Here is a 21,846-nt window from a genome sequence, read left to right as displayed (position 1 = left end):
CCTTATCCTGACTTGATTTCAGTTTTTTCTTTGTCAGTAAGGGTGTCAACAAGGAATATTACAGATTGTTAACCGAGTCTTGAAAGCCATGTGCGACAAAGGTTTGAAATGTTAAGAAAGATGTGACTAAAGGACAGCTTAATAAGGGGGGTGTCTGACAACTTTTAACGCCTACCTACTTAAATCTATTGCTCCAAATAAGCCAGTGCCTCTTCGATATCTAATAGTGGACTCTGCTGTGCCTCATCCATCGCTTGGTTAAGGCAGTAGTCTTCTATTGCTTCGGTGAACTCTTCACAAGACATATCTTCTTGGGGAAATACTTGTCTCCATAGTTCAATCGGAATAACAACGGCTTTGGGTTGTCCGTTTTGGTCAGTTAGGTATTCTATTGAAAGCATAGACAAGACTTGTCAAGTTTGATAAGTCTATGATATAGCACTACGCGATTACATTAGAAAACGGGTTTCTCAAAGAAACCCGTTTTCTGGAGCTTGTTATGCTTATTTCCTCCCGACCGGGCCAGAGCGGGAATCAAAACTATAATTAGAATGATTAAACCCCAACCATAACCCCGCCTCGATAACCGATAGCCGATAACCGATCGCTAAACATGGATCCATCTTTCGCCCTTACTCTGCAAATTGTCATCACTGTGGTGGCGGGGATTACAGCCCAAGTCATTGCCGAATACCTGAAAGTTCCCAGTATTGTCTTCCTGCTTATTTTTGGGATTGCTTTGGGGTCCGATGGTTGGGAAATTTTACACCCCCAAAGTCTGGGAATTGGTTTAGAAGTCCTTGTTGCTCTCTCTGTGGCGATTATCCTATTTGAAGGCGGTTTAAGCCTAAGCGGACGGGAATTAGGGCGAGTTTCTGGCAGTTTACGCAATCTTGTTACCCTCGGTACTTCCATCACTCTCATCGGTGGCGGTATGGCAGCCCACTGGTTGGGGGAATTTCCCTGGCCGATCGCTTTTCTTTACGCTTCTTTAGTGGTGGTAACTGGTCCGACAGTGATCGGGCCTTTGCTGAAGCAAGTAGCCGTAGATCGACGGGTGGCGACGCTTTTGGAAGGGGAAGGGGTATTAATCGACCCTGTGGGCGCAATTTTAGCCGTAGTGGTGCTAAATACGATTATTGATAGTCATTCCCGCCCCATGGAAATTATCACCGGTTTAACCCTGCGTTTAGGCATCGGGGCGGCGATCGGCATTGCTGGAGGCGGATTGTTAAGTTTTATTATAAAAACTTGCAATTTTCTCACTTTTGAGTTAAAGAATCTCGTGGTTTTAGCGGGAGTCTGGGGGTTATTTGGTTTATCGCAATTTAGTCGCAGTGAATCGGGGTTAATGGCGGTGGTAATGGCGGGAATTGTCCTAAAAGCGGCGGCAGTTCCCGATGAGCGGTTATTAAGGCGTTTTAAGGGTCAATTAACGACTCTTTGCGTGTCGGTACTGTTTATTTTACTAGCGGCGGATCTTTCGATCGCCAGTGTGATCGCTTTGGGTTGGGGCAGCGTCCTGACGGTGTTAGTCTTGATGCTGGTGGTACGTCCCCTGAGTGTGGCTCTGTGTACCCTAAAAAGTGACCTAAATTGGCGACATAAGTTATTTATCGCTTGGGTTGCCCCTAGGGGAATCGTTTCCGCCTCCGTAGCTTCTTTATTTGCCATTTTACTCACCCGTGCCGGTATTAATGGCGGTGAAGCGATCAAAGCTTTAGTCTTTTTAACAATTTTAATGACCGTTTTTATTCAGGGATTAACGGCGCGGTGGGTGGCAAAAGGGCTAAAAATCACTTCTTCTGCGGCAACAGGAGCAGTAATCGTCGGTTGTAATCCCCTAGGTCGCTTAATCGGCTGTTTATTCCAAGAACAAGGGGAAAACGTGGTTTTAATCGATACGGATGCCGCAGCCTGTCAGCAAGCAAAAGAAGAGGGTTTGACGGTGCTGCAGAGTAGCGCACTTGATACAAAAATACTGCAAGAAGCTGGCATCGAATCCATGGGGACTTTTCTAGTTTTGACTAATAATAGCGAGGTTAATCTGGTTTTAGCCCAAAGAGCCAGCGAGGAATTTCATCCTCCCCGGGTGTTGGCTGCCTTTGCGGGAACCCCCAACCCAGATAAAAATAAGGTTAATCAGGTTTTTCTCCCCAGTTTTTCGGTTAAGGAATGGAATCAGTATTTAGACGATAATCAGATTAAATTGGGTAAAACTATCTTTAAGGCCGATGATTTGAGCGAACAACAGACCAGATTAACTAAATTAATCGAAAATGGCGAACTGCTGCCCCTACTATTGCGTCGCGATAATTCCCTACAGGTAGTCACAGAAAGGGAAGAATGGCGCACGGGAGACGAATTAATCTATATTCTGCGCGATTTACGCCCACAACTGCTTAAACGTCTTTCTGGCACCGTCAGAACCCGTTTATCTTTAGAAATCTTACCCGAAGTGGAAATTGTCACCAGTAGATAAGTAATAGGACAAAATTAACTTCTTGGTGAGGATAGGCACTCTGGCAACTTAACTTAGCTAAAAAAAACGGTACACTGATAACTGATAATTGATAACTGATCACTGCTTATGCCTCCTCGTTGGCCCCGTCAACCTGATCGCAAAAACGATCCCGCTTTCCGACGTTTAGATGATCGCATGAATTTCGCCGTTCATGTAGCGGGTTTTTTAGCGATTAATTCAGGGTTGTGGTTTTTTCATATCATTAAATTTTCCGATTGGACTTGGTTAAATCTGTTCACGGGAATTTGGGCTATTCTATTGGTGGGACATTTGATTTATATAGCGGCGATCGCTAACTACTCGGTAACATCCCATGGCTAACACAACTCAGGACATCGAAAATCTGGCGGCCCAAATCGGCGACAATATCTACATTGACGTGGCTAAATGGCATCTCTATCTCCGGGAAGCACATTTACACAGCGTCGTTGCCGAAAAAGTCTTCCCTTTGCTCGAAAACGACAGCTTAAGCGAGAATGCAGTCATGTCTATCCTGCGGGAGATTAAAGTCACCCTCGGAGGTGGTCATCTGCAAGTTTCTCTAGCGGATTTGTTACCCACCAAATGTCAGGTGGATTTAATCGATTTGCTCGAAGAATACCAAAAAAGTTTCTAAAATTTCCCAATAGTATGCCCGATAACTCGCGACTATAGGGTTGGCTGAATAAATCTAAAAACATTGTTCGATAAGTACTGGCCCTTGGAGTGATCCGGGGGAAAATTCAGGGACTTTTCCCCTGAAAATGGCTAAAACCCTACACCCCACACCCCACACCCCACACCCCACACCCTACCCCCACCGAAAAACTTTTTCAGCATACCCTAGTTAGAAATAGTCCCCCAGAAGCAAACCATGGAAATAGGTGTTCCCAAAGAGATTAAAGATCAAGAGTTTCGCGTCGGTTTAAGTCCCAGTAGTGTGCGTGTACTCAATGATCGCGGTCACAGGGTATTTGTGGAAACGGCCGCCGGATTGGGTGCTGGATTCAGCGATGAAGATTACCAAAAATCCGGGGCCAAAATTGTGGAAAAAGCGGCACAAGTTTGGGATAAACCGCTAGTTGTCAAGGTAAAAGAGCCGCTTAAGGCAGAATACGGCTTTTTAAATAAAGAAGCTCTCCTATTCACCTATTTACACCTAGCGGCCGAGCGCTATTTAACGGAAGCATTAATCGAGTCGGGAACAACTGCGATCGCATACGAGACGGTCGAGCTTGCCGATGGTCGCTTGCCTCTCTTGACTCCCATGAGTGTTATTGCTGGTCGTCTTTCGGTACAATTTGGGGCCCGCTATCTGGAAAAACAACAGGGAGGTAGGGGAGTTTTACTGGGGGGTTTCCCCGGGGTGAGTCCTGGACAAGTGGTTATCCTTGGCGGTGGTGTGGTGGGTACGGAAGCGGCCAGAATTGCCATCGGTATGGGGGCAAAAGTAACTATTTTAGATATTAACGTCGAGCGCTTGGCCTATTTAGAGACTTTATTCGGTTCCAGGGTAGAATTGCTTTACAGTAGCCCGGCACAATTAGAAAATGTGGTTCCTAGGGCCGATTTATTGATTGGGGCAGTGCTAGTCTTAGGAAAACGAGCGCCGACGCTGGTTTCTCGCTCTTTAGTCGCCAAAATGAACCCTGGTTCTGTAATTGTCGATGTGGCAGTGGACCAAGGGGGCTGCGTGGAAACTCTGCGGGCCACTTCCCACAGTCAACCGACTTACTTGGAGTCGGGAGTAGTACATTATGGAGTGCCTAATATGCCTGGAGCAGTACCCTGGACGGCAACCCAAGCTTTAAATAATAGTACCCTACCCTACGTTATTAAATTAGCCGACCATGGGGTAAAAGCCTTGGATCAAGATGTTTCCCTCGCTAAGGGGTTAAATGTCGCCAATCATCGGTTAATTCATCCAGCAGTGCGCGAAGTTTTTCCCGATTTGATTTGAGCAGTAATTTAAGGGCTGATGGTGGTATTTTCTAGGGGTTATGAATAAGAATTTATGGACAAGGGATGAGCTGCTGATCGCTCTCAATTTATACTATAAATTTCCCTATGGACAATTCCACACCAATAATCCTGTTATTATCGAAGTCGCTCAAAAGTTACAGCGAACACCATCGGCCCTGGTGATGAAATTATGTAATTTTGGTTCTCTCGATCCCAGGCATCAATTGCGAGGAGTACAGGGGTTAAAAGGTATCAGTAAAGCTGATCGGCAAATCTGGCAGGAGTTCGAGGATAACTGGACAGAATTAGCCCTAGAAAGTGAGGAAAAATTACAGGTTATTTTAGGAGTTATTAACGAACAGCAAGAGGATTTTACCAGACTTGATTTTTCGGAAAATATCAAAACAGAAACTGAGGCAATCAGAAAAGTTAGAATCGGACAAAACTTTTTTAGAAAGACAATTTTAGCCCTATATAACTATCGTTGCTGTATTACAGGAAATCCCATTCCTCTGTTACTAACAGCTAGTCATATATTACCCTGGAGTCAATTTCCTGAACAGCGTTTAAACCCTCATAATGGCTTGTGCCTAGCTCGTACTCATGATACTGCTTTCGATCAAGGTTTAATTAGTTTTGATGAGGATTTAAGATTAATTATTGGCCATGAGATCGAAAAAAAGGCTCAGGATCAAGGTAGCGAGACGTTAGAACTAAATTTTATCAACTATCGCGGTAAAATTTTAAATGTTCCCGATCGCTTTTTACCAGATTTAGATTTTTTAAACTATCATCGCTATCATATATTTCAGGGCTAGAAATGGGATAACTAATAAAAAATCTGCTGTTCGAGGATTTCAAAATATATTGACTATTAAATTGGGTGATGGAGAACAACAAAAACCAGATTGTGATTTGATCATTGCCTAGCTCGTACTCATAATACTGATACTGCTTTTGATCGAGGTTTAATACTAAATCCGTTGAGTACAGGCTAGTTATGAGGAGAGGCAAAAGGCAAGAGGCAAAGGGGAATAAATAATCAGTTTTTAATAACCGGATTTAGTATAATTGGTTATCGCTGATCTTGTGGGTTGGGTTGAAGCATGAAACCCAACGCCTGCATGGGTTACGCTACCGCTAAACCATTCTACAAATAATTGTGCCTCCCTACTTAACGATGATGACAATCCTAGAGAGGATTCTTTTTCCCTATCACTGCATAGAAGGGATCAGCGACCATAATTCCCAACATTTGCAGGAAACTGGGGGTAGTAGCAGGACGAACGATCGCCTGTACTTCCCTAAATCCCGCCACCGATTTAAAATAGGATTTCACTAACGCTACCCGGCCTAAATCGCTATTATCGCGCCAAGCAGCGATCGCTTTTTGATAAAACATACGATTGGAAAAACTAACCACCACCAGACCATTAGGCTTTAAAATGCGATACAGTTCCGCAAAAATCGCCTCTGGATACTGCAAATACTGCACCGACACCGTGATTAACACCGCATCAAAAGAACTATCCTCTAGGGGCAATTTTGGCTGTGCATTCAGGTCCTGGACAAAATAACTATGCAAGCGGGGATTTTTGGCCAACTCCTCCCCATTCATCCCGTGACCTTCGATATGCTCAAATTCCATCTCCTCCGGTAAATGGGACACCCAGCTGCTCATCAGGTCTAAAATGCGCGTATTCGGCGATAATATCTCTCGGTAGAGAGCGGTTAATCGATCGATAAAACCCTCATCCACGTGGGTGACAAAGCGGGGAAAAGCATAAAAATCGCTGTCTTTCGTCGGATCGAGTTTAGTTCTTTCTTCGGGTCGGAGCATTTTTGTCAAGTTAATTTTACTATTCTTAACATACCCCACAGACAGAAAAAAGGGTTAACCGAACTGGTCAACCCCTAGGCTTGGGAACGCGCTGTAAATCTTAGCTTTGAACGACTAGCTTAACGTTAGCGTTTTGCAGACCGCGCTGTTTCACTTCGGATAGGGTTTTGTTCACAGCGTATTTTTGGTTGATCGAGTTGATCAATTCGGTTTGATTGTGTTTTTTGGCTACACCCCAGAGGTCAGCGATTAAATCGAAACTGCCGTCGGTATTGCGAGACCAACCGAGATCATATTCGCCATCGAGAACAGCAACGATGTCAGAGCGAACCCGTTGACCGTTGTAACCACGAACATCGGCTTCGGTTTTCACGCTAATGCCGAGGTCGCGGAGAGAAGCTTTGAGGATTTCGGCATCGGTGATTTTGGTCCGGAGAGTGCTAAAATGAGACATTGGAATTTCCTCTTTGTAGATAAGAATCAACAACAACAGATTGAGAGTTAAAGAGTGCCGCCAAGCGGCTTTGCGAGGCATTGCTAGTCCCTGAGAACTAGCCTTTCATCCCGTTGGGAGCGGGCGAAAGTCTGTTAGAACTCCAATCGCTGGTACTCAGCGACGGAGGCCGAAGCAGGTCGGGCGCGTTGTCTGGCCCAATCACGCAGGGCAGTTACCTGTTCGGTCATGGTGCGAGATAGGGGCAGAGTCGCCTTAATCGCCGCAATAATGTCTAATTGCGTGAATTCGCGATCTTGGGCGAAGGCCTCATACATGGCGGCAATCAGTGCCTGTTCTATTTCCGCACCGGAAAACCCATCGGATACCTTGGCTAACTGCTCCAAATCGAAGCGAGAAATGTCGGAGCGTCGTTTAGTCAGGTGAATATTAAAGATATCTTGTCTTTCTTCGGAATTGGGCAAATCGACAAAGAAGATTTCATCGAAGCGCCCCTTGCGGAGAAATTCCCCGGGTAGCCGTTCAATCCGGTTAGCTGTGGCCATAACGAAGACGGGTGAGGTTTTTTCCTGCATCCAAGTCAGGAAGGAGCCGAAGATGCGGCTAGAGGTTCCCCCATCGGAATCGGCGGATCCTGTACCACCGGCAAAAGCTTTATCTAATTCATCGATGAAAAGAATGGCCGGAGAGATGGATTCGGCAGTTTTTAGGGCATTACGCAGGTTAGCCTCAGACCGTCCCACCATGGAACCATCGTAAACCCGTCCCATATCTAAGCGCAGGAGCGGTAAACTCCAGAGGCGCGAGGTGGTTTTAGCGATTAAGGACTTACCACAGCCTGGTACTCCTAAAATTAGCATCCCTTTCGGTTGGGGGAGTCCGTAACCTCTGGCTCTTTCTGTAAAGGCATTTGAGCGCTGTTTTAACCATCTTTTTAATTCTTCCAGACCGCCGACGGCATTGATGGTCTCGTCCTCTTCAATATATTCTAAGATTCCGTTGCGGCGAATCAGTTGTTTTTTCTCGGAAAGGACGATTTCTACCTCGTCTTCCGTCAATTTGTTCGCTTTTACATGGGCTTTGCGGTAAACTTTTTCGGCTTCATCTTTGGTTAAGCCCAAGGCCGCTTTCAGGAGTTTTTCTCGAACCTCTGTGGTGGTACGACGATTTTGATTTTTGCCTAGGTGTTGCGAGAGAACTGTATCTAACTCTCCCATGTCCGGCAGGGGAAAATCTAGAACTACCACGTCTTTCTCTAGTTCTATGGGGACTTCTTGCAGGGGAGACATTAAAATAATGATTTTTTCGGTTCCTTTAAAGCTGGCGATCGCATCTCTTAACCAGCGATTGACCGGAGCAGAAGTGATGAACGGATGCAGGTCTTTGAAGATGTAGATACCCGCTTCCCGTTGACGCACTACCCATTCGATCGCCGCTTCTGGCGACACGGTATTATGTTGACTGGTTTGGCGCGGTTGACCCAGTTCGATCATGCCGTGGGTGACAGTCCAGACAAACACCCGTCGATGTTGTGTATTTAGTTGGGCTATTTTGCTGATGGCTTCTTCCGCCCTTTCCTCCTCGGAGGTGACGAGGTAAATCAGGGGATACTGAGCCTTGACGAGAATTTCTAGCTCTTCTTTCATAACATCGACCCTATTTGTGATAACGGTTTTGACCTTGGGCGGCTGATGGCTGTAGATACCTTGTTCGACTACTGAGAGTTTAGCAGGGAACTAAGGCTGCTTCTCCCTCTGTGGTTCCTTGAGCGCCAACGGGTTCGGGAACTTCGATCGGGAACTCGTCGCCCACTATTGCGGGCTGGCGTTTGATCGACCTTAGCCGATCTTCTTTCATTACTAAGGCGGCATCACACTCGGGACAGACATGAACCTGATAGGTTTTGCCATAGGCGGCGGCTTCGATTTCTTCTACCTTTTCGGGGTATTTTAGGTAGAAAGCGACCGCTTTTTCCACCAGACCTGACATCGATTCTTCATCTATCGCAGCCCTTATTTTTAGTTGACGATGGACTCCAGGGGGAAGGTACAGTGTGACTTTTTGCTTGTCTTGCATATCACTAAATTGGTTTACCCGGGTATGTGTCCTTACTATAACCACTGTCTTTCCCTCCTGTCAAGACGGTAAGCTGTTATAACAGCATAATTGTAACATTTCTTTACAATTGGTAGGTGTGGGGTGTAGGGTGTGGGGTGTAGGGTGTAGGGTGTGGGGTGTGGGGTGTGGAGAGAATAAAGCTGCCTTTTGCCTTTTGCCTTTTGCCTTTTGCCTTTTGCCTTTTGCCTTTTGCCTTTTGCCTTTTGCCTTTTGCCTTTTGCCTCCTGTCTCCTGTCTCCTGTCTCCTGTCTTTTGCCTCCTGAATTCAGCCAACCCTAATTACTATTGATGCGACTTAAAAAAGCTTGTAGGCGCTCGCTGTGGGGATGATTAAAGAAGGTGTCGGGATCGCCTGCTTCTTCGATCACACCTTGATTAAAGAACAAAACCTTGTTAGAGACTTCCTTAGCGAACTGCATTTCGTGGGTGACGACTACCATAGTCATACCGTCATTGGCCAATTGACGCATAACGTTTAACACTTCCCCGACTAATTCCGGATCCAGGGCCGAAGTGGGTTCATCAAATAAAATCACCTCTGGTTTCATGCAGAGACTGCGAGCGATCGCCACCCGTTGTTTTTGTCCTCCCGATAATTGGTCGGGATAAACATCGGCTTTTGGTGCTAATCCCACCTTTTCCAGATAATGAATTGCCGTATCCTTAGCCTCATTTTCCGAGTGGTGTAACACTTGCTTGGGCGCTAACATCAAGTTTTGTAAAACGGTGAGATGGGGAAAAAGATTAAAGTGTTGAAACACCATACTTACCCGGCTGCGTAACTTGCGGAGGACTGATTGATTTAACTTCGGGGAAGAGATGTCAATTCCCATCACCTCCAAGCGGCCGCCGTTAATTGTTTCCAAACGATTGAGACAGCGTAAAAAGGTACTTTTGCCGCAGCCAGAGGGACCGATTACCGATACCACGTCCCCTTGATAAAGAGTGCCTGTAACTCCTTTAAGTACCTCTAAAGAGCCGTAACTTTTGCGTAAACCTTCACTGACAATCACAGGGGTGGTAGTGGTCATAATATCCTCTCGTAAAAAATTTTACATTCTGTATAAAAGTATCCAGATTAGTTTCTGCTAGATTGTATCCTTGACGACATTTTATCAAGAGGAATAATCATAATACTCAAATAGTCTCTCTACATCTGTCTTAGGTGGCAAGTAGGGCGAAATCCGTAACTTAATTGAGTAAAAAAATCAAGGAGAAAAAATTAAAAAATGATTAAATTTTGGCGAGGGCGGGCGGTACAGAGAGTTATCTTTGCCTTGTTAGGATTAGTCTTGGCGCTTGGATTAAGTGTTATTCCCGCTTTTTCCCAGACTCCTCCTAATCCTTTTCGAGTCGCCACAGAAGCAACTTTTCCACCCTTTGAATTTCAACAAGGGGGACAATTAACCGGGTTTGATATCGATTTAATGCGAGCGATTGGGGAGGAAGCCGATCTCAACATTGACTTTAGAAATTTACCCTTTGATGGCATTATTCCGGCTCTACAAGCGAGAACAGTAGAAGCCGCTATTAGTGGCATGACCATCACCGCCGAACGCGCTCAAGCGATTTCTTTTTCTCGACCTTATTTTAGGGCTGGTTTAGCGATCGCTGTTCGGGAAGATAATAAGACGATTAAAAATTTTGAAGACTTAAAAGGCAAAAGAATTGCCGTCCAAATTGGCACTACGGGAGCCTTAGAAGCGACAAAAATACCGGGGGCAACAGTTAGTCAATTTGACTCGGCCGCTTTAGCTTTGCAGGAATTAATTAATGGTCGAGTTGAGGCGGTAGTTAACGATAAACCCGTGACTTTGTATGCAATTAAACAAGCGGGTTTAAGGAGAGTAAAAGTAGTCGGAGAATTATTAACAGAGGAATTCTACGGGATTGCTTTACCCAAAAATTCCCCCTATCTCCAGTTAATTAATGATGCTCTCGGTCGAGTCATAGAAAGTGGTCGGTACGATGCTATTTTTCGGCAATGGTTTGGAGAAAAACCGCCAGAATTACCCTTAGTTGCCCCAGCTTTAAATAATTTACAGGAATCAAGTTTTAACTGGGGAGAATTATTCTATAACCTGATTGTGAAAGGGGTTCCCTGGACAATTCTGTTAACGGTTCTGTCTTTTCTTTTCGGTTTAATCGGTGGAACTTTAGTGGCCATTGCCCTGATTTCTCCCTACAAATGGTTAAAAACAATTTGCCGCATCTATGTGGATTTCTTTCGGGGAACACCGATGCTGGTGCAATTATTCTTGATCTATTTTGGTTTGCCCGGGTTGTTCCGAGAAATTGGCTTAAATATCGACTTAGATCGTTTACCGGCGGCCCTATTTGCCCTAAGTTTAAATGTAGCGGCCTATTTAGCTGAAATTATGCGCGGCGGTATTCAATCGATCGATAATGGTCAATGGGAAGCTTGTTCTAGTCTAGGAATGTCCCCAGTGCAAACCATGCACGAGGTGATTTTTCCCCAAGCTTTTCGCCGGATGTTGCCACCGTTGGGGAATGAATTTATCACCCTAATTAAAGATACCAGTTTAGCGGCAGTAATCGGTTTTGAAGAATTATTCCGGCAAGGTCAGTTAATGGTAGCCACTACCTATAAAGCTTTCGAAATTTATATCGCTGTTGCTTTAGTTTATTTGGTTTTAACTACCCTTTCCTCCGTGGTATTTAAGCGCTTAGAGATTTATATGGATCCCCTACATAAATCTAAACAGGAACAGAAAGCCTAGGGGCAACAGATGGGAACTGTTAACTAAGGCAGGAAGTAGTTAGATATGTGCAGTTAGCAGAAAACGGGTTTCTCGGAGAAACCCGTTTTCTGTGGGTTACTCAGATTTTCTGTCCGAATGCTTCGCCCCTACTTTTTCAGCAAACCCTAGGTAATTGACCACCCCTAAGTCAATACACTTGTACTATATTTGCCCCAGAAAATTCCAGAAAAGGAAATGAGGGTAAAAAGGGAAAAAAAGGGGAAAAGGGTTACAAAGTCCTCCCAGCACCGCACACCACCCGAAAACCGACGTTGCTGCGGTTGACGCGGCGGGCGTAATTGACGCGGTAAGCGGAACGGCAGTTATATGGATACCCGTACCAAGAACCGCCCCGCAGAGGAGAACGATAATCATTCCCCTTTTCTGTCCAGGCACTGCCAATCGTGCCAAGTATCGGCACACCATTCGCAGACATTGCCGTGCATATCGTACAGTCCGAAGGCATTGGGGGAAAATTGTCCCACGGGAGTCGTTTGTTGTCGATATTCTCCTTTGGGTTCATCGGCGTAGGTTCCGCTGGCACGGTAGTTGGCCAATTTTCCCGTAATGGTTTCCCCAAAGTAAAACGGGGTGGTGGTTCCAGCACGACAAGCGTATTCCCATTCCGCTTCACTCGGTAGTCGGTATTCCTGTTTTGTTTCCCTTGATAGTCGTTTACAAAATTCCGTTGCTTGATACCAGTTGACTCTTTCTACGGGTAGCTCATCCCCTTTGAAGTTAGAAGGGTTTGTCTCCAGGTCGATATCTATTTTAGCGGTTGCGGCGATCGCTTTCCACTGGGCCTGGGTGATAGGATAACGTCCCATGTAGAAAGAAGAAACGGTTACTCGATGTTGAGGTCTTTCACTTCTAAATCCGTCCCAGTTAAATTTTTTCACCAGTCTTTCGATTTCCTCGTCTTCCGTTCCCATCGTGAATGTTCCCCCCGGTATGGCGACCATTTCTAAGGTGATGCCGTTGCCCAAATCTTCGCTGTAGTAGCGGGCGGTTTTGCTTTCGGGTAGGCTGACTTTACGATTGGGGTTGACAGTAAAGGTTTCAAAGGTAAAAGTTTGGGACTGAACTGGAAGTATCTGCTTAATCTGCTCCTCTTTATTGGGGGTTTTTGGATTTTCGGAAGTTAATTCAAGAGGGGAACGAGGTTTAATTCCTGTGATTCCCCAAATTAATCGCTCCATAGGTTTGGGAGACAAACGCCGAAAATCCACCCAAGTCATTCCCTCCAGAAAAAGTGGCAGCTCTGGTTGCTCGGGCGCATTGGATAGCAGAACAGGTATGACTGGACACTGGTTCCTGACAAAGCGGCGTAAATAGGCTTCGATCTCCATCTGTTGCCAGGGGCCGATGCCACTTCCCCCCACAAAAACGGCGGCTGACTTGATGTTTTGAATCTGCTTCTCAAGTTCTCGCTGCCAAGGCAGTCCGGGTTGTAGTTCCCACTCATCTAGCCAAGGGGTTAGACCTTGTTGTTTGAGGGTTTCGGCAATCTTTTTAACTTCAGGTTTGTCCTGACCATTGTGACAGAGAAATACATCGAATTCCATTATTCACCCCTAGCCCCCTTCTCTATCGCTGCCATTCTCCCCTATCCTCTGACTTAAACACACGGTTTCCACGGTCTGGCCTGATTATCGCCCTACCAATTGGGTTCGGAGACCATCAGATCTCTACCTAATATTATCTCAAGACTAAAAGGTTTTCTATAGGCTTAACTGATAAACTATGAAGTTTGACTCGTTTGAATGGGATGAGAGCAAGCGGTGTTCTAACATAGAAAAACATAATGTGGACTTTGAGGAAATTCTCGATCTTTTCGATACTTTTCTTTACGAAATCCCAGATAATCGTAGGGGTTATGGCGAAAAACGGACGATAGCGTTTGGAGAACTTGAAAAACAGGTCTATTGCCTTGTATATACCTTAAAAGGCAAATCGTGTCGATTAATTAGTGCTAGGAGGGCAAATGAGCGTAAACGAAAAGCGTATTACAGTTTTCTTAAAGGACGGTAGCCAAGAGAAAATCGTCATCGAGTCCGGCACGGAAAAACTAAAAGAGAGGGAACGTCTCAACAAGATGACCGAAGAGAAAATAGATCAAGCTGCCCGTTCCGATCCCGATGCGTTACCGGTAGAGGATGAGGAAATCTGGAAACAAGGTAGATGGGTAGGTCCTGAACCTTTACCTGAATTGGTTAGGACTTGCTGAAAAAGTAAGGGCGAAGCATTCGGACAGGAAATCTCCGGTTTCAGCGATGGGTTATACCCGAATGCTTCGCCCCTACAGGACTCTGCGATTATCGATTAAAGTCACCACCTGCCATCCTGACGTAATTACCGATTACTCTTGACAAGTTGCTGGTTTTGTGCTTCTAGAAATTCCACCCGTGCCTGGGTGGCCTGCAATTCTTTGACTAATTCCCGATAGACCGAGAGGGGAACCGAGGGGCGACCAGTCAAACTCTGGGGTCTTTGGGGGGAAATACGCGGCGTAGTGGTCATGAATCGACTAATTTAGGGCTTTTAAGCGGTAAAAATGCCCCACAGGACCGGTTCCGCTACCGATAGCAAGGGAATGCTCGAGGGCGTTAGTAACGTACTCCTTGGCTTTTTTCACCGCTATTTTCAGGTCATCACCCAAAGCGAGGTTAGCGGCGATCGCTGCCGATAGAGTACAACCAGTCCCGTGAGTGTTATTGGTTTCGACGCTTCTGGTCTGAAAAGTTTCCCATTCCTGTCCATCAAAGCAGATATCAACCCCACGCAGCCGGCCTTTCATGCCTCCCCCCTTCACTAATACCGGTGTGGCCGACTTCTGGAAAATAATTTCGGCGGCCGCTTTCATCGTCTCAAAATCATTGATCTCAATGCCACTTAAAAGCTGTGCTTCGTAACGATTAGGGGTAACAATCGAAGCTAGGGGAATTAAACTATTAAAAAGACTATCTATAGCCCGATCATCAATTAATTTGGCTCCTACCCGCGAAACCATAACCGGATCCACCACTAAACTGATTAAACGCCAGCGCTCGATCGCCTCGGCTACTGCTTCGATAATCTCGCTGCTGAACAGCATTCCCGTCTTGACCGCTGACACACCGAAATCCCTGACCACGGCATCGATTTGGGCCGTTACCATTTCTGGACTTAGGGACTCGACGCGCTCGACCCCTAGGGTATTTTGGGCGGTAATGCAGGTAAGGGCGCTGGTGCCGTGAACTCGGTGGAAGGCGAAGGTTTTCAAATCAGCTTGAATTCCCGCGCCGCCACCACTATCGGAACCGGCGATGGTGAGGGCAATGGCAGTCATAGGAGGTTAGCGATCAAAAGGACGACGACGTTGCAAGAATTCGGGGATATCTAATCCTGCGGGTTTTGCTGGTTCGGGAGTCGGGGCCGGACTGGGTGCGGGGGTATTGATCACCACTTTACTACCGGTGGGACGAGAGGGGGAATCGCCGGAAAAACCGGTGGCAATGACGGTAATTCTGACTTCTCCCTGCATTTTCTCGTCAATTACTGCCCCAAAGATGATATTAGCGTTGGGATCAACCACTTCATAGATAATTTCGGCGGCGGCATTGACTTCGTGTAGGGTTAGATCTTGACCGCCGGTGATGTTAAAGACTACGCCTTTCGCCCCTTCGATCGAGGATTCCAGTAACGGTGAGGATATAGCCGCGATCGCTCCTTCCTTAGCCCGAGATTTTCCAGAACCGATGCCGATGCCCATTAGGGCTGAACCCGCATCGGCCATCACTGCCCGCACATCGGCGAAATCCACATTCACCAGACCGGGGATAGTGATAATATCCGAGATACCCTGTACCCCTTGCCGCAGCACATCATCGGCGACGCGAAAAGCCTCCTGTAGGGGAGTTTCGGCGGGTATTACCTGTAATAACTGGTTATTGGGGATAATAATCAGGGTATCGACCCGACTTTGTAAACCGCCCACCCCTTCATCGGCCTGATTAGTGCGACGACGACCCTCGAAGGTAAAGGGACGAGTCACAACTCCCACGGTCAAACAGCCGATTTCTTTGGCAATTTCGGCCACAATTGGAGCGGCCCCCGTTCCCGTGCCGCCGCCCATGCCGGCGGTAATAAAGACTAGATCGGTTCCTTCCAATGCTTGGGCGATTTCATCCCTGGACTCTTCCGCCGCTTTCTGTCCGATCGCCGGATTGCCGCCCGCCCCTAGGCCGCGGGTTAATTTTGTCCCGATTTGTAACCTCTGGGGGGCGGAGGAGTGGGCTAGGGCCTGGGCATCGGTGTTAATTGCCCAAAATTCGATTCCGGTCACGCCGCTGGCGATCATGCGGTTAACGGCGTTACAGCCCCCACCGCCGACCCCGATCACCTTGATCTTGGCGACATTGCTCGGCACGATGCGATTACTACGACTTTCTTCTCGGGGTGTCATCTGTGATTCATGGGGACGAGTAAATAATACTCCAGCATTATTCTGAGAGTAATGATTATCTTCGCTCATAGCTGAACTGGCATAATCGTTACTGTTCAGATTGGGATAGGTGGAAACAATTTCATTAATCGATGTCATTGGAATTGGAACACTTTTAGTACAAGGTTCTGTTATTGATTTGGTGAATCAGAGATGCACTGTTAACACTATCACTAATATTATGTCGGTTCCAGTATCCACAGTATCAGTTTCTTGTTCATAAAATCATAATTTGGTTTTTTTGCCAATACCTAAAGGGAATAATTGCGTTTTTTTGCTGATAAATTCCAGTTAATCCCGACTGGTTGCCGCTACTTTGGCAACCATAGGGGCTGGCTGCGGTTTTAATTGTACAGTGGGAGCATCGGGATTGCTCAGGTCAATGTAGATAATTCGCGCTAGAGGTATCTTGGATGACAATGGCCGTGATTGTACAAGAGCGGTTAATTTTTCGGGCAATCTATCTCTATAAAAACCTAAATAGACCTGTCCTAGCTCAGTTTTTAGTACAAGATTACTAGGATTGCGCCAATCGATGGCGGTAACTTTAATCGATAAGTTATCAATTAAGGGATAAATTTTTTGCCACTGTTGTTGATATTGTCGGTCGTAACCAAGCACTTCTAGGCTAGGTAATTGGGTTTTGGGTAGAGTTCGACCATAATAGTTTTGAGGAATTATCGTTCCCGAGGCATCTAAAAAGCCTTGCTGTTGATGGGAACGCCAACGGGCAACAGGTTTTCTTTCTTGAATAGAAACAATCACTTTCGGGGGTAATAATTGCCGCTCGATCTTAACATCGGCAATAGCGGGAATAGCCGCTAATTTTTCTCGCAATTGATGGGTGGGTAATTCCCAGATAGATAGAGGATAGCTTAATTTCAGCCAAGCACGAATCGACTCGGACGAGATTAATTCCGTACCTGCGATTTCCACCTGTCCGGCCTTGGTAATTGTCCAATAGGGCGAAGTCATCCCCCAAGCTAATCCCGTCGCTAAACCACTAACCACCAGAAAGCGACCTAGAGCTTGCCACACCTTTGATCGCCTTTGGTGGCGCAGGTTTTGTCGTTTTTGTTCTAGGGAGAGGGAAGAAAAGATTTGATCGCTCATAGGGGAAATCTGGGACAGTTTTGCTGTTATCTTAGGTCGCGAAGTGGGCTGCTGGCAACTCGATCGCTACTCAAATAACCAGTTTGACAAAGAAAGAGATAATAAATGTTATAACAGTAGTAGTCTACAGGCGTTCTTTTGTCTGTCTCCAGGAAACCTAAACGCTCCTTTTTGCCAAGATATTTCGACGGTCAGCCAGAAAGAGCGTTCCGGCAAGAACAGCCTAATTTATCCGAAAATTACCTATGGTTATCAACAAACGCGGACTTGTTCTCGGTGCTACAGCAGTGGTCCTGTCTACCGTCGCCGTCACGGGGGCGGGATTCCGTCTCTCCCAAAGTCAAGCTTTTTTTCAGGAAAGTCCCAAGGAAACCGTTGATGAGGTTTGGCAAATCATCAACCGCACTTATTTAGATGGCACTTTTAATCAATCGGACTGGAACGCCGTCCGCAATCAGTATTTAAATCGTTCCTACAAAAATCAAAAGGAAGCATACACCGCTATCCGCGAGATGTTGAAAACTCTCAATGATCCCTATACCCGTTTTATGGATCCCAAAGAGTTTAACAATATGAAGATCGATACATCGGGAGAATTGACTGGGGTAGGGATTCAACTGACCAAAGATGAGAAAACTAAGCAGTTAGTCGTGGTTTCACCCATTGAAGATACTCCCGCTTCTAAAGCCGGTGTGCTGCCTAAAGATGTGATTATCGCTATCGATGGTAAATCTACCGAAGGTATGGAACTGGAGCAAGCGGTGAGCATGATCCGCGGCAAAGTGGGGACAAGCGTTAAGATCACGATTCAACGGGGTGAGGAGAAGAAAGAATTGACTCTTACCCGGGCCAAAATTGAAATTCACCCAGTGCGGGCCCGCACGGAAAACACCCCGATCGGTAAAATTGGTTATATCCGTCTCAATCAATTTAGCGCCCAAGCTAGTGGCGATATGAGTCAAGCGATTCGCGAATTGGAATCTGAAGAGGTGAAGGGTTATATTCTCGATCTGCGTTCTAACCCCGGCGGTTTACTTTACGCCAGCATCGAAATCGCTCGGATGTGGATACCCGATGGTTTAATTGTCTCTACGGTCGATCGCAAAGGGGTGACGGAACGTCAACGGGCTAACAATCAAGCTTTGACTAATAAACCGCTAGTTGTCCTCGTCGATGGTGGTTCCGCCAGTGCCAGTGAAATTCTCTCCGGAGCTTTACAGGATCATGATCGAGCGGTTATTGTCGGTACGAAAACCTTTGGTAAGGGATTAGTGCAATCGGTACGCAGTCTTAGTGATGGTTCGGGATTAGCGGTGACAATTGCCAAGTATCTCACCCCCGACGGACGGGACATCAATAAAGATGGTATTCATCCGGATGTGGAGTCGGAACTGAGCGAGGAAGAGCGCAAAAATCTTCAACAGGAACGGGATCAGGTGGGAACCTTCCAGGATCCTCAATTCAAGAAGGGTTTTGAAATCTTGGAAAAAGAAATCACTGAAGGCAAGAAAACGCCCACCAATACCGCTAAACAATAGGTTGACATTTGCCCACTCGAATTAAACCCACCCGACGGGCGATCGCTTCTCCCCGCTCGGCAAAAGGACCCCAGTATTGACCATTGACTGGGGTTTTTCCGTTTTCTAGGGCTATAATCTGACAAATTCCCGTATTTTCCTGGACAATGTACCAGTTTTGTCCGCTATTATCCATAGATTTTTCTCCTTAATCCCTCTATTCCCTTGTTTATAGCGTCTCTCAATCCCGAAGTAAAAAATTTTTATCAACTTCTTGACAAAACCGGGGAGATAAATGCTAATATTAAAAAGGTCTGTCCAATGGGGATTAGCCAAGCGGTAAGGCAGCGGGTTTTGGTCCCGCCATTTCCTAGGTTCGAATCCTAGATCCCCAGTTTAGTATTTTTTATCCCTAATCCGCCAATGATCGAGAATATCCTTGATCAAAGCTTCCTTTAGCCAAATACGACCGATGAGCGTCAGGGGAACCGCTAGAAATAGCCCTAAAAAGCCAAAAATCGAGGCGAAAAACAACTGGGCCAACAGGGTAAAAGCGGGTAAGAGCTTGAGCGACTGCACTGTTAAAATGGGCAGCGGTGGATGATGGTCGAAATATTGAATTAACAGATAAATACTGCCGTAGAGTAGTAAAACCGCCCAGGGTTGCCAAGGAGATTCCAGAAGGGCGATAGAAAAGGGTAAAATCGTGCTTAAAACTGGTCCGAGGTTGGGGATAAAGGTGAGAAATCCCGCCAGAATAGATTGGGAAAAAGCGAGGGGAATGCCGATCAGGGATAGACCTAGGCAACTGCCCAAGGTCATAATCAACATATGACAGAAAATCCCTTTTAGCCAAGCTTTTAAATCTCGATCGCAATGTTCTAGGATCGATCGTACCCTAGGACGGTAGAAAGCGGGAAATAAACGCAGAAAACAACGGTGGTAAGCGGCAGGATCGGCGAGAATCATCAAGCTCAGGGCAACAATTAGCAGTAAGCTGAGGATAATGCCGAAAGTACCGTAAAAAATGCTCAAACCCCGGCCAGCAATTTGGTTAATCAGGGGTTGTAATTGAGCCAGCAGGGTTTTAAAGTCTGGAAAGACACTGGCCAAACTAGGATCGAGATAATCCTCAAGACGATGCACTTGTCCCCAGAGTCTTTCTATAGCTTGGGGCAGTAAACTAAATAATTGGCGAAATTGTTGGACTAAAGCGGGTATAATTACCACAAAAATACCGATAATACCAATAAAGAAGCTAAAAAGAGTGATAATTAGGGCGTGGGAACGCTTGAGGTGATGACGCTGCCACCAAGTGACAGCTAAATTTAAAATCTGCGCCAGAAGAATCGCCATCAATAGTAATAAGAGAATCTGTCGAATCTGCCAGAGAATCAGCAGACAAAAGACTAACAGGACTAAACCGAGGCTGCTGCCAAAAGTCATGATGAGTAAGGAGAAAAATTCCTAATCAGTTATTGTCCGTCTCCAGAGGGCAAAAACCGTGAGCAGAAAAGGAGTAAAAACCAGAATTAAAGTGTTAAGAGGACCAGGAGCGATCGATAATAAAGGGGCAAGATATTTAATTCCCAGGGAAATTAAAGCCGATATCAAGATTATTTTGATAATAAAGCCGCTCATAGATGAATGTTTAGGGGACACCAGCACTATCTTATCCCTGAAGAGGTTAAAAATTGGTCAAAATGTGGAAATCATCCCCCATCAGTTTTATTAATACTAGGGCGAAGGGGCTAGATTTTCTGGGGGAGGTCGGTTCCGAGGGAAGAGGAAAGTATGAGACAATGGAAAGAAAAGGCTCAGTCAATTAACTAGAGATATTCATTGCTAGGATTTAAGACTTAATAGCAAGGATCAATCTTGACAGCAGATAAGATTTACCCTGTCCACCTCCTCTATCGTGCCGCCAACAGTCACCGTGATCACATTAACTCTTTTACACCCCAGTCAAGCCACGCCTCTACAACATTGGCAATTTGACAATGATCAATCAACCATTCTCATCGGCAGGGCGCTGGATAATCATGTAGTTCTCTATAGTGCTGTGGTTTCGAGGCGGCACTTAGAAATCCACCGTAATGATCGCGATGATTGGGAATTGGAAAATTTAGGGGCAAATGGGACGTTTCTCAATGGCAAACCGATCAAGAAAACCACTGTCGTTGATGGTATGGTGGTTCGTTTAGCCGCCTCCGGCCCGCAAATTCAAATTCGTCTCATTGATGAGGACGAGCAACCAAAATTAATCCTCAAATCCCTAGAGGCTCCTTTGGTGGGCAACCAAACTCAGCCAGAAAAGGATACTATCGCCAGCTAGAAAATATTAAATTTTTATAAAGTTTTTTCAATTTCCCTAACAAAATGTAAAAATAGATACAGAATAAGAAATAAAATCTTCTAGCTTGCTGTCCCTAAATAGGGACGACAAGGGGGATTAAAGTCACTTTAAAGCATTGCAGGGAGTCAGTGATATTATGTTAGCCTATCGAGGAGTTAAGTACGAAAGGGATTCTCTCCCCTTGGAGATGAAGACCGGAGATATCGGGGGTAAATACCGAGGTCAAGACTGGAATCACCATTATCCTCGCCATATGCTCCAATTAGAGCCGAAACTGCATCGTCAGTATCGTGGAGTTGCCTACAGCACCCGTCCTCATCTTGCTGGACAAGTCACCCCGAACACTTGTCCGTTGCCGGTTGTCAAACCCCCTATTGTCGTCCAAGAGGAAACCCTTTCTAGCGTCCATCTGAGCAATATTCGTCTTCGTCTGGAACGTCGTTTACAAATCGCTCAAGAGAATGGGGATGAAACCCTCGTTAATCTCTTGAAAAAAGAATCCCAAGACTTAGCCTTAAACTGCTAGATTAGCGGTTTTTCTCCACTTTCCCCTCGGTTCTGCCGGGGGGAATATTTTTGGGCGCAAAAATGCCTAAATCTTCCCCCCGCTCACTCCCAGGGCCGGCACTTTTTGATTTTAAAAAAGCCTCAAGATATTATCCAACAAGATTTTTAGATTTTTTCAGCCAACCCTAGTTAGGAGCTTACAAGCTTTTAATTATATTAGGTCGAGGTCTA

Annotated in this window: 25 protein-coding genes, 1 tRNA gene and 1 pseudogene; 12 read left to right on the top strand and 15 right to left on the bottom strand. The window is 45.9% G+C overall.

Annotation, left to right across the window (positions count from 1 at the left end):
* Positions 1–185 precede the first annotated feature (185 nt).
* Positions 186–401, bottom strand: a complete 216-nt coding sequence (locus IM485_RS04940; RefSeq protein ID WP_079206100.1) for a RelB antitoxin-like protein — start codon at positions 399–401, stop codon at positions 186–188.
* Between the two features lie 212 nt (positions 402–613).
* On the opposite strand from IM485_RS04940, the gene IM485_RS04935 reads away from it, so the two are divergent.
* The 5 genes from IM485_RS04935 to IM485_RS04915 all read left to right on the top strand — a co-directional run bounded on the left by IM485_RS04935 (position 614) and on the right by IM485_RS04915 (position 5,283).
* Positions 614–2,482, top strand: a complete 1,869-nt coding sequence (locus IM485_RS04935; RefSeq protein ID WP_287741662.1) for a cation:proton antiporter — start codon at positions 614–616, stop codon at positions 2,480–2,482.
* Positions 2,483–2,590: 108 nt separating this feature from the next.
* Complete coding sequence (locus tag IM485_RS04930; protein ID WP_002761850.1) at positions 2,591–2,845, top strand: hypothetical protein; 255 nt, start codon at positions 2,591–2,593, stop codon at positions 2,843–2,845.
* A complete protein-coding gene (locus tag IM485_RS04925) occupies positions 2,838–3,140 on the top strand; it encodes a DUF3181 family protein (protein WP_079206097.1) in 303 nt (100 codons plus the stop codon). The genes IM485_RS04930 and IM485_RS04925 overlap by 8 nt, the downstream gene beginning before the upstream one ends.
* A 237-nt stretch (positions 3,141–3,377) precedes the next feature.
* Positions 3,378–4,463 (top strand): alanine dehydrogenase, encoded by a 1,086-nt coding sequence (gene ald, locus IM485_RS04920; RefSeq protein ID WP_287741659.1) that lies wholly within the window; start codon positions 3,378–3,380, stop codon positions 4,461–4,463.
* Between the two features lie 40 nt (positions 4,464–4,503).
* Entirely contained in the window at positions 4,504–5,283 is a 780-nt protein-coding gene (locus IM485_RS04915) for an HNH endonuclease (protein ID WP_287741657.1), read from the top strand.
* A gap of 374 nt (positions 5,284–5,657) precedes the next feature.
* On the opposite strand, the gene IM485_RS04910 is transcribed toward IM485_RS04915, so the two are convergent.
* From IM485_RS04910 to IM485_RS04885, 6 genes are all read right to left on the bottom strand, one after another.
* A complete protein-coding gene (locus IM485_RS04910; protein ID WP_287741655.1) occupies positions 5,658–6,305 on the bottom strand; it encodes a class I SAM-dependent methyltransferase in 648 nt (215 codons plus the stop codon).
* A gap of 100 nt (positions 6,306–6,405) precedes the next feature.
* Positions 6,406–6,759 carry a DUF1257 domain-containing protein gene (locus IM485_RS04905; protein WP_002731874.1) on the bottom strand — a complete coding sequence of 118 codons (354 nt, stop codon included), beginning with the start codon at positions 6,757–6,759 and terminating at the stop codon, positions 6,406–6,408.
* A 134-nt stretch (positions 6,760–6,893) separates the two neighbouring features.
* Complete coding sequence (gene ycf46 / locus IM485_RS04900) at positions 6,894–8,405, bottom strand: stress-responsive protein Ycf46 (RefSeq protein WP_194017365.1); 1,512 nt, start codon at positions 8,403–8,405, stop codon at positions 6,894–6,896.
* 79 nt (positions 8,406–8,484) lie between these two features.
* Positions 8,485–8,835 carry a slr0373 family blue light stress response protein gene (locus IM485_RS04895; RefSeq protein ID WP_287741654.1) on the bottom strand — a complete coding sequence of 117 codons (351 nt, stop codon included), beginning with the start codon at positions 8,833–8,835 and terminating at the stop codon, positions 8,485–8,487.
* Between the two features lie 60 nt (positions 8,836–8,895).
* The gene (locus IM485_RS04890; protein ID WP_287741651.1) at positions 8,896–9,150 is read right to left on the bottom strand and encodes a CsbD family protein; all 255 of its coding nucleotides are present in this window, start codon (positions 9,148–9,150) and stop codon (positions 8,896–8,898) included.
* Positions 9,151–9,152: 2 nt separating this feature from the next.
* Complete coding sequence (locus IM485_RS04885; RefSeq protein WP_104398270.1) at positions 9,153–9,908, bottom strand: amino acid ABC transporter ATP-binding protein; 756 nt, start codon at positions 9,906–9,908, stop codon at positions 9,153–9,155.
* A gap of 198 nt (positions 9,909–10,106) precedes the next feature.
* On the opposite strand from IM485_RS04885, the gene IM485_RS04880 reads away from it, so the two are divergent.
* The gene (locus IM485_RS04880; RefSeq protein WP_287741647.1) at positions 10,107–11,618 is read left to right on the top strand and encodes an ABC transporter permease subunit; all 1,512 of its coding nucleotides are present in this window, start codon (positions 10,107–10,109) and stop codon (positions 11,616–11,618) included.
* Positions 11,619–11,868: 250 nt separating this feature from the next.
* Here IM485_RS04880 and IM485_RS04875 read toward each other — a convergent pair.
* Positions 11,869–13,204 (bottom strand): annotated as a pseudogene (locus IM485_RS04875) (SUMF1/EgtB/PvdO family nonheme iron enzyme).
* A 178-nt stretch (positions 13,205–13,382) separates the two neighbouring features.
* Here IM485_RS04875 and IM485_RS04870 point away from each other — a divergent pair.
* Both IM485_RS04870 and IM485_RS04865 read left to right on the top strand, forming a co-directional pair.
* Positions 13,383–13,670: a BrnT family toxin gene (locus IM485_RS04870; RefSeq protein WP_104398273.1), complete on the top strand. Its 288-nt coding sequence runs from the start codon at positions 13,383–13,385 to the stop codon at positions 13,668–13,670.
* Positions 13,624–13,866, top strand: coding sequence for a hypothetical protein (locus IM485_RS04865; protein ID WP_104398274.1), 243 nt, complete (start codon positions 13,624–13,626; stop codon positions 13,864–13,866). The genes IM485_RS04870 and IM485_RS04865 overlap by 47 nt, the downstream gene beginning before the upstream one ends.
* A 125-nt stretch (positions 13,867–13,991) precedes the next feature.
* Here IM485_RS04865 and IM485_RS04860 read toward each other — a convergent pair whose 3' ends face one another.
* From IM485_RS04860 to IM485_RS04845, 4 genes are all read right to left on the bottom strand, one after another.
* Positions 13,992–14,159: a hypothetical protein gene (locus tag IM485_RS04860; RefSeq protein WP_287741644.1), complete on the bottom strand. Its 168-nt coding sequence runs from the start codon at positions 14,157–14,159 to the stop codon at positions 13,992–13,994.
* A 7-nt stretch (positions 14,160–14,166) separates the two neighbouring features.
* Entirely contained in the window at positions 14,167–14,967 is an 801-nt protein-coding gene (gene thiD / locus IM485_RS04855; RefSeq protein ID WP_194015327.1) for a bifunctional hydroxymethylpyrimidine kinase/phosphomethylpyrimidine kinase, read from the bottom strand.
* 6 nt (positions 14,968–14,973) lie between these two features.
* Complete coding sequence (ftsZ, locus tag IM485_RS04850; RefSeq protein ID WP_287741641.1) at positions 14,974–16,221, bottom strand: cell division protein FtsZ; 1,248 nt, start codon at positions 16,219–16,221, stop codon at positions 14,974–14,976.
* A gap of 192 nt (positions 16,222–16,413) precedes the next feature.
* A complete protein-coding gene (locus IM485_RS04845; RefSeq protein WP_287741639.1) occupies positions 16,414–17,235 on the bottom strand; it encodes a cell division protein FtsQ/DivIB in 822 nt (273 codons plus the stop codon).
* Positions 17,236–17,480: 245 nt separating this feature from the next.
* On the opposite strand from IM485_RS04845, the gene ctpC reads away from it, so the two are divergent.
* Positions 17,481–18,773: a carboxyl-terminal processing protease CtpC gene (gene ctpC, locus IM485_RS04840; RefSeq protein ID WP_287741637.1), complete on the top strand. Its 1,293-nt coding sequence runs from the start codon at positions 17,481–17,483 to the stop codon at positions 18,771–18,773.
* Here the strand turns inward: ctpC and IM485_RS04835 are convergent.
* A complete protein-coding gene (locus IM485_RS04835) occupies positions 18,763–18,948 on the bottom strand; it encodes a hypothetical protein (RefSeq protein WP_287741636.1) in 186 nt (61 codons plus the stop codon). The two genes, ctpC and IM485_RS04835, sit on opposite strands and share 11 nt — an antisense overlap.
* Positions 18,949–19,074: 126 nt before the next feature.
* Between IM485_RS04835 and IM485_RS04830 the strand changes: the two genes are divergently transcribed.
* Positions 19,075–19,147, top strand: a tRNA-Gln gene (locus IM485_RS04830).
* A 1-nt stretch (position 19,148) separates the two neighbouring features.
* Here the strand turns inward: IM485_RS04830 and IM485_RS04825 are convergent.
* On the bottom strand, positions 19,149–20,198 hold the full coding sequence (locus tag IM485_RS04825) for an AI-2E family transporter (RefSeq protein ID WP_287741635.1): 1,050 nt from the start codon (positions 20,196–20,198) through the stop codon (positions 19,149–19,151).
* A 21-nt stretch (positions 20,199–20,219) separates the two neighbouring features.
* Entirely contained in the window at positions 20,220–20,393 is a 174-nt protein-coding gene (locus IM485_RS04820; RefSeq protein WP_199309408.1) for a hypothetical protein, read from the bottom strand.
* Positions 20,394–20,688: 295 nt separating this feature from the next.
* Between IM485_RS04820 and IM485_RS04815 the strand changes: the two genes are divergently transcribed.
* Together IM485_RS04815 and IM485_RS04810 are read left to right on the top strand one after the other, a co-directional pair.
* Positions 20,689–21,087 (top strand): FHA domain-containing protein, encoded by a 399-nt coding sequence (locus IM485_RS04815; protein ID WP_104398311.1) that lies wholly within the window; start codon positions 20,689–20,691, stop codon positions 21,085–21,087.
* Between the two features lie 154 nt (positions 21,088–21,241).
* On the top strand, positions 21,242–21,634 hold the full coding sequence (locus tag IM485_RS04810; RefSeq protein ID WP_194015343.1) for a DUF4278 domain-containing protein: 393 nt from the start codon (positions 21,242–21,244) through the stop codon (positions 21,632–21,634).
* The last annotated feature ends 212 nt before the right edge of the window (positions 21,635–21,846 follow it).

This window comes from Microcystis sp. M169S2, from assembly GCF_020245865.1.
GTDB classification, from domain to species: domain Bacteria; phylum Cyanobacteriota; class Cyanobacteriia; order Cyanobacteriales; family Microcystaceae; genus Microcystis; species Microcystis ichthyoblabe_A.
The sequence above is the reverse complement of the archived record's forward strand: the minus strand, read 5'-3'. Positions and strand labels throughout refer to the sequence as shown.

Excerpts from the sequence above, each read along its gene's own strand:
- IM485_RS04940 (WP_079206100.1), bottom strand. The coding sequence starts at position 401 with ATGCTTTCAATAGAATACCTAACTGACCAAAACGGACAACCCAAAGCC.
- IM485_RS04935 (WP_287741662.1), top strand. The coding sequence starts at position 614 with ATGGATCCATCTTTCGCCCTTACTCTGCAAATTGTCATCACTGTGGTG.
- IM485_RS04930 (WP_002761850.1), top strand. The coding sequence starts at position 2,591 with ATGCCTCCTCGTTGGCCCCGTCAACCTGATCGCAAAAACGATCCCGCT.
- IM485_RS04925 (WP_079206097.1), top strand. The coding sequence starts at position 2,838 with ATGGCTAACACAACTCAGGACATCGAAAATCTGGCGGCCCAAATCGGC.
- ald (WP_287741659.1), top strand. The coding sequence starts at position 3,378 with ATGGAAATAGGTGTTCCCAAAGAGATTAAAGATCAAGAGTTTCGCGTC.
- IM485_RS04915 (WP_287741657.1), top strand. The coding sequence starts at position 4,504 with ATGAATAAGAATTTATGGACAAGGGATGAGCTGCTGATCGCTCTCAAT.
- IM485_RS04910 (WP_287741655.1), bottom strand. The coding sequence starts at position 6,305 with ATGCTCCGACCCGAAGAAAGAACTAAACTCGATCCGACGAAAGACAGC.
- IM485_RS04905 (WP_002731874.1), bottom strand. The coding sequence starts at position 6,759 with ATGTCTCATTTTAGCACTCTCCGGACCAAAATCACCGATGCCGAAATC.
- ycf46 (WP_194017365.1), bottom strand. The coding sequence starts at position 8,405 with ATGAAAGAAGAGCTAGAAATTCTCGTCAAGGCTCAGTATCCCCTGATT.
- IM485_RS04895 (WP_287741654.1), bottom strand. The coding sequence starts at position 8,835 with ATGCAAGACAAGCAAAAAGTCACACTGTACCTTCCCCCTGGAGTCCAT.
- IM485_RS04885 (WP_104398270.1), bottom strand. The coding sequence starts at position 9,908 with ATGACCACTACCACCCCTGTGATTGTCAGTGAAGGTTTACGCAAAAGT.
- IM485_RS04880 (WP_287741647.1), top strand. The coding sequence starts at position 10,107 with ATGATTAAATTTTGGCGAGGGCGGGCGGTACAGAGAGTTATCTTTGCC.
- IM485_RS04870 (WP_104398273.1), top strand. The coding sequence starts at position 13,383 with ATGAAGTTTGACTCGTTTGAATGGGATGAGAGCAAGCGGTGTTCTAAC.
- IM485_RS04865 (WP_104398274.1), top strand. The coding sequence starts at position 13,624 with ATGAGCGTAAACGAAAAGCGTATTACAGTTTTCTTAAAGGACGGTAGC.
- IM485_RS04860 (WP_287741644.1), bottom strand. The coding sequence starts at position 14,159 with ATGACCACTACGCCGCGTATTTCCCCCCAAAGACCCCAGAGTTTGACT.
- thiD (WP_194015327.1), bottom strand. The coding sequence starts at position 14,967 with ATGACTGCCATTGCCCTCACCATCGCCGGTTCCGATAGTGGTGGCGGC.
- ftsZ (WP_287741641.1), bottom strand. The coding sequence starts at position 16,221 with ATGACATCGATTAATGAAATTGTTTCCACCTATCCCAATCTGAACAGT.
- IM485_RS04845 (WP_287741639.1), bottom strand. The coding sequence starts at position 17,235 with ATGAGCGATCAAATCTTTTCTTCCCTCTCCCTAGAACAAAAACGACAA.
- ctpC (WP_287741637.1), top strand. The coding sequence starts at position 17,481 with ATGGTTATCAACAAACGCGGACTTGTTCTCGGTGCTACAGCAGTGGTC.
- IM485_RS04835 (WP_287741636.1), bottom strand. The coding sequence starts at position 18,948 with ATGGATAATAGCGGACAAAACTGGTACATTGTCCAGGAAAATACGGGA.
- IM485_RS04825 (WP_287741635.1), bottom strand. The coding sequence starts at position 20,198 with ATGACTTTTGGCAGCAGCCTCGGTTTAGTCCTGTTAGTCTTTTGTCTG.
- IM485_RS04820 (WP_199309408.1), bottom strand. The coding sequence starts at position 20,393 with ATGAGCGGCTTTATTATCAAAATAATCTTGATATCGGCTTTAATTTCC.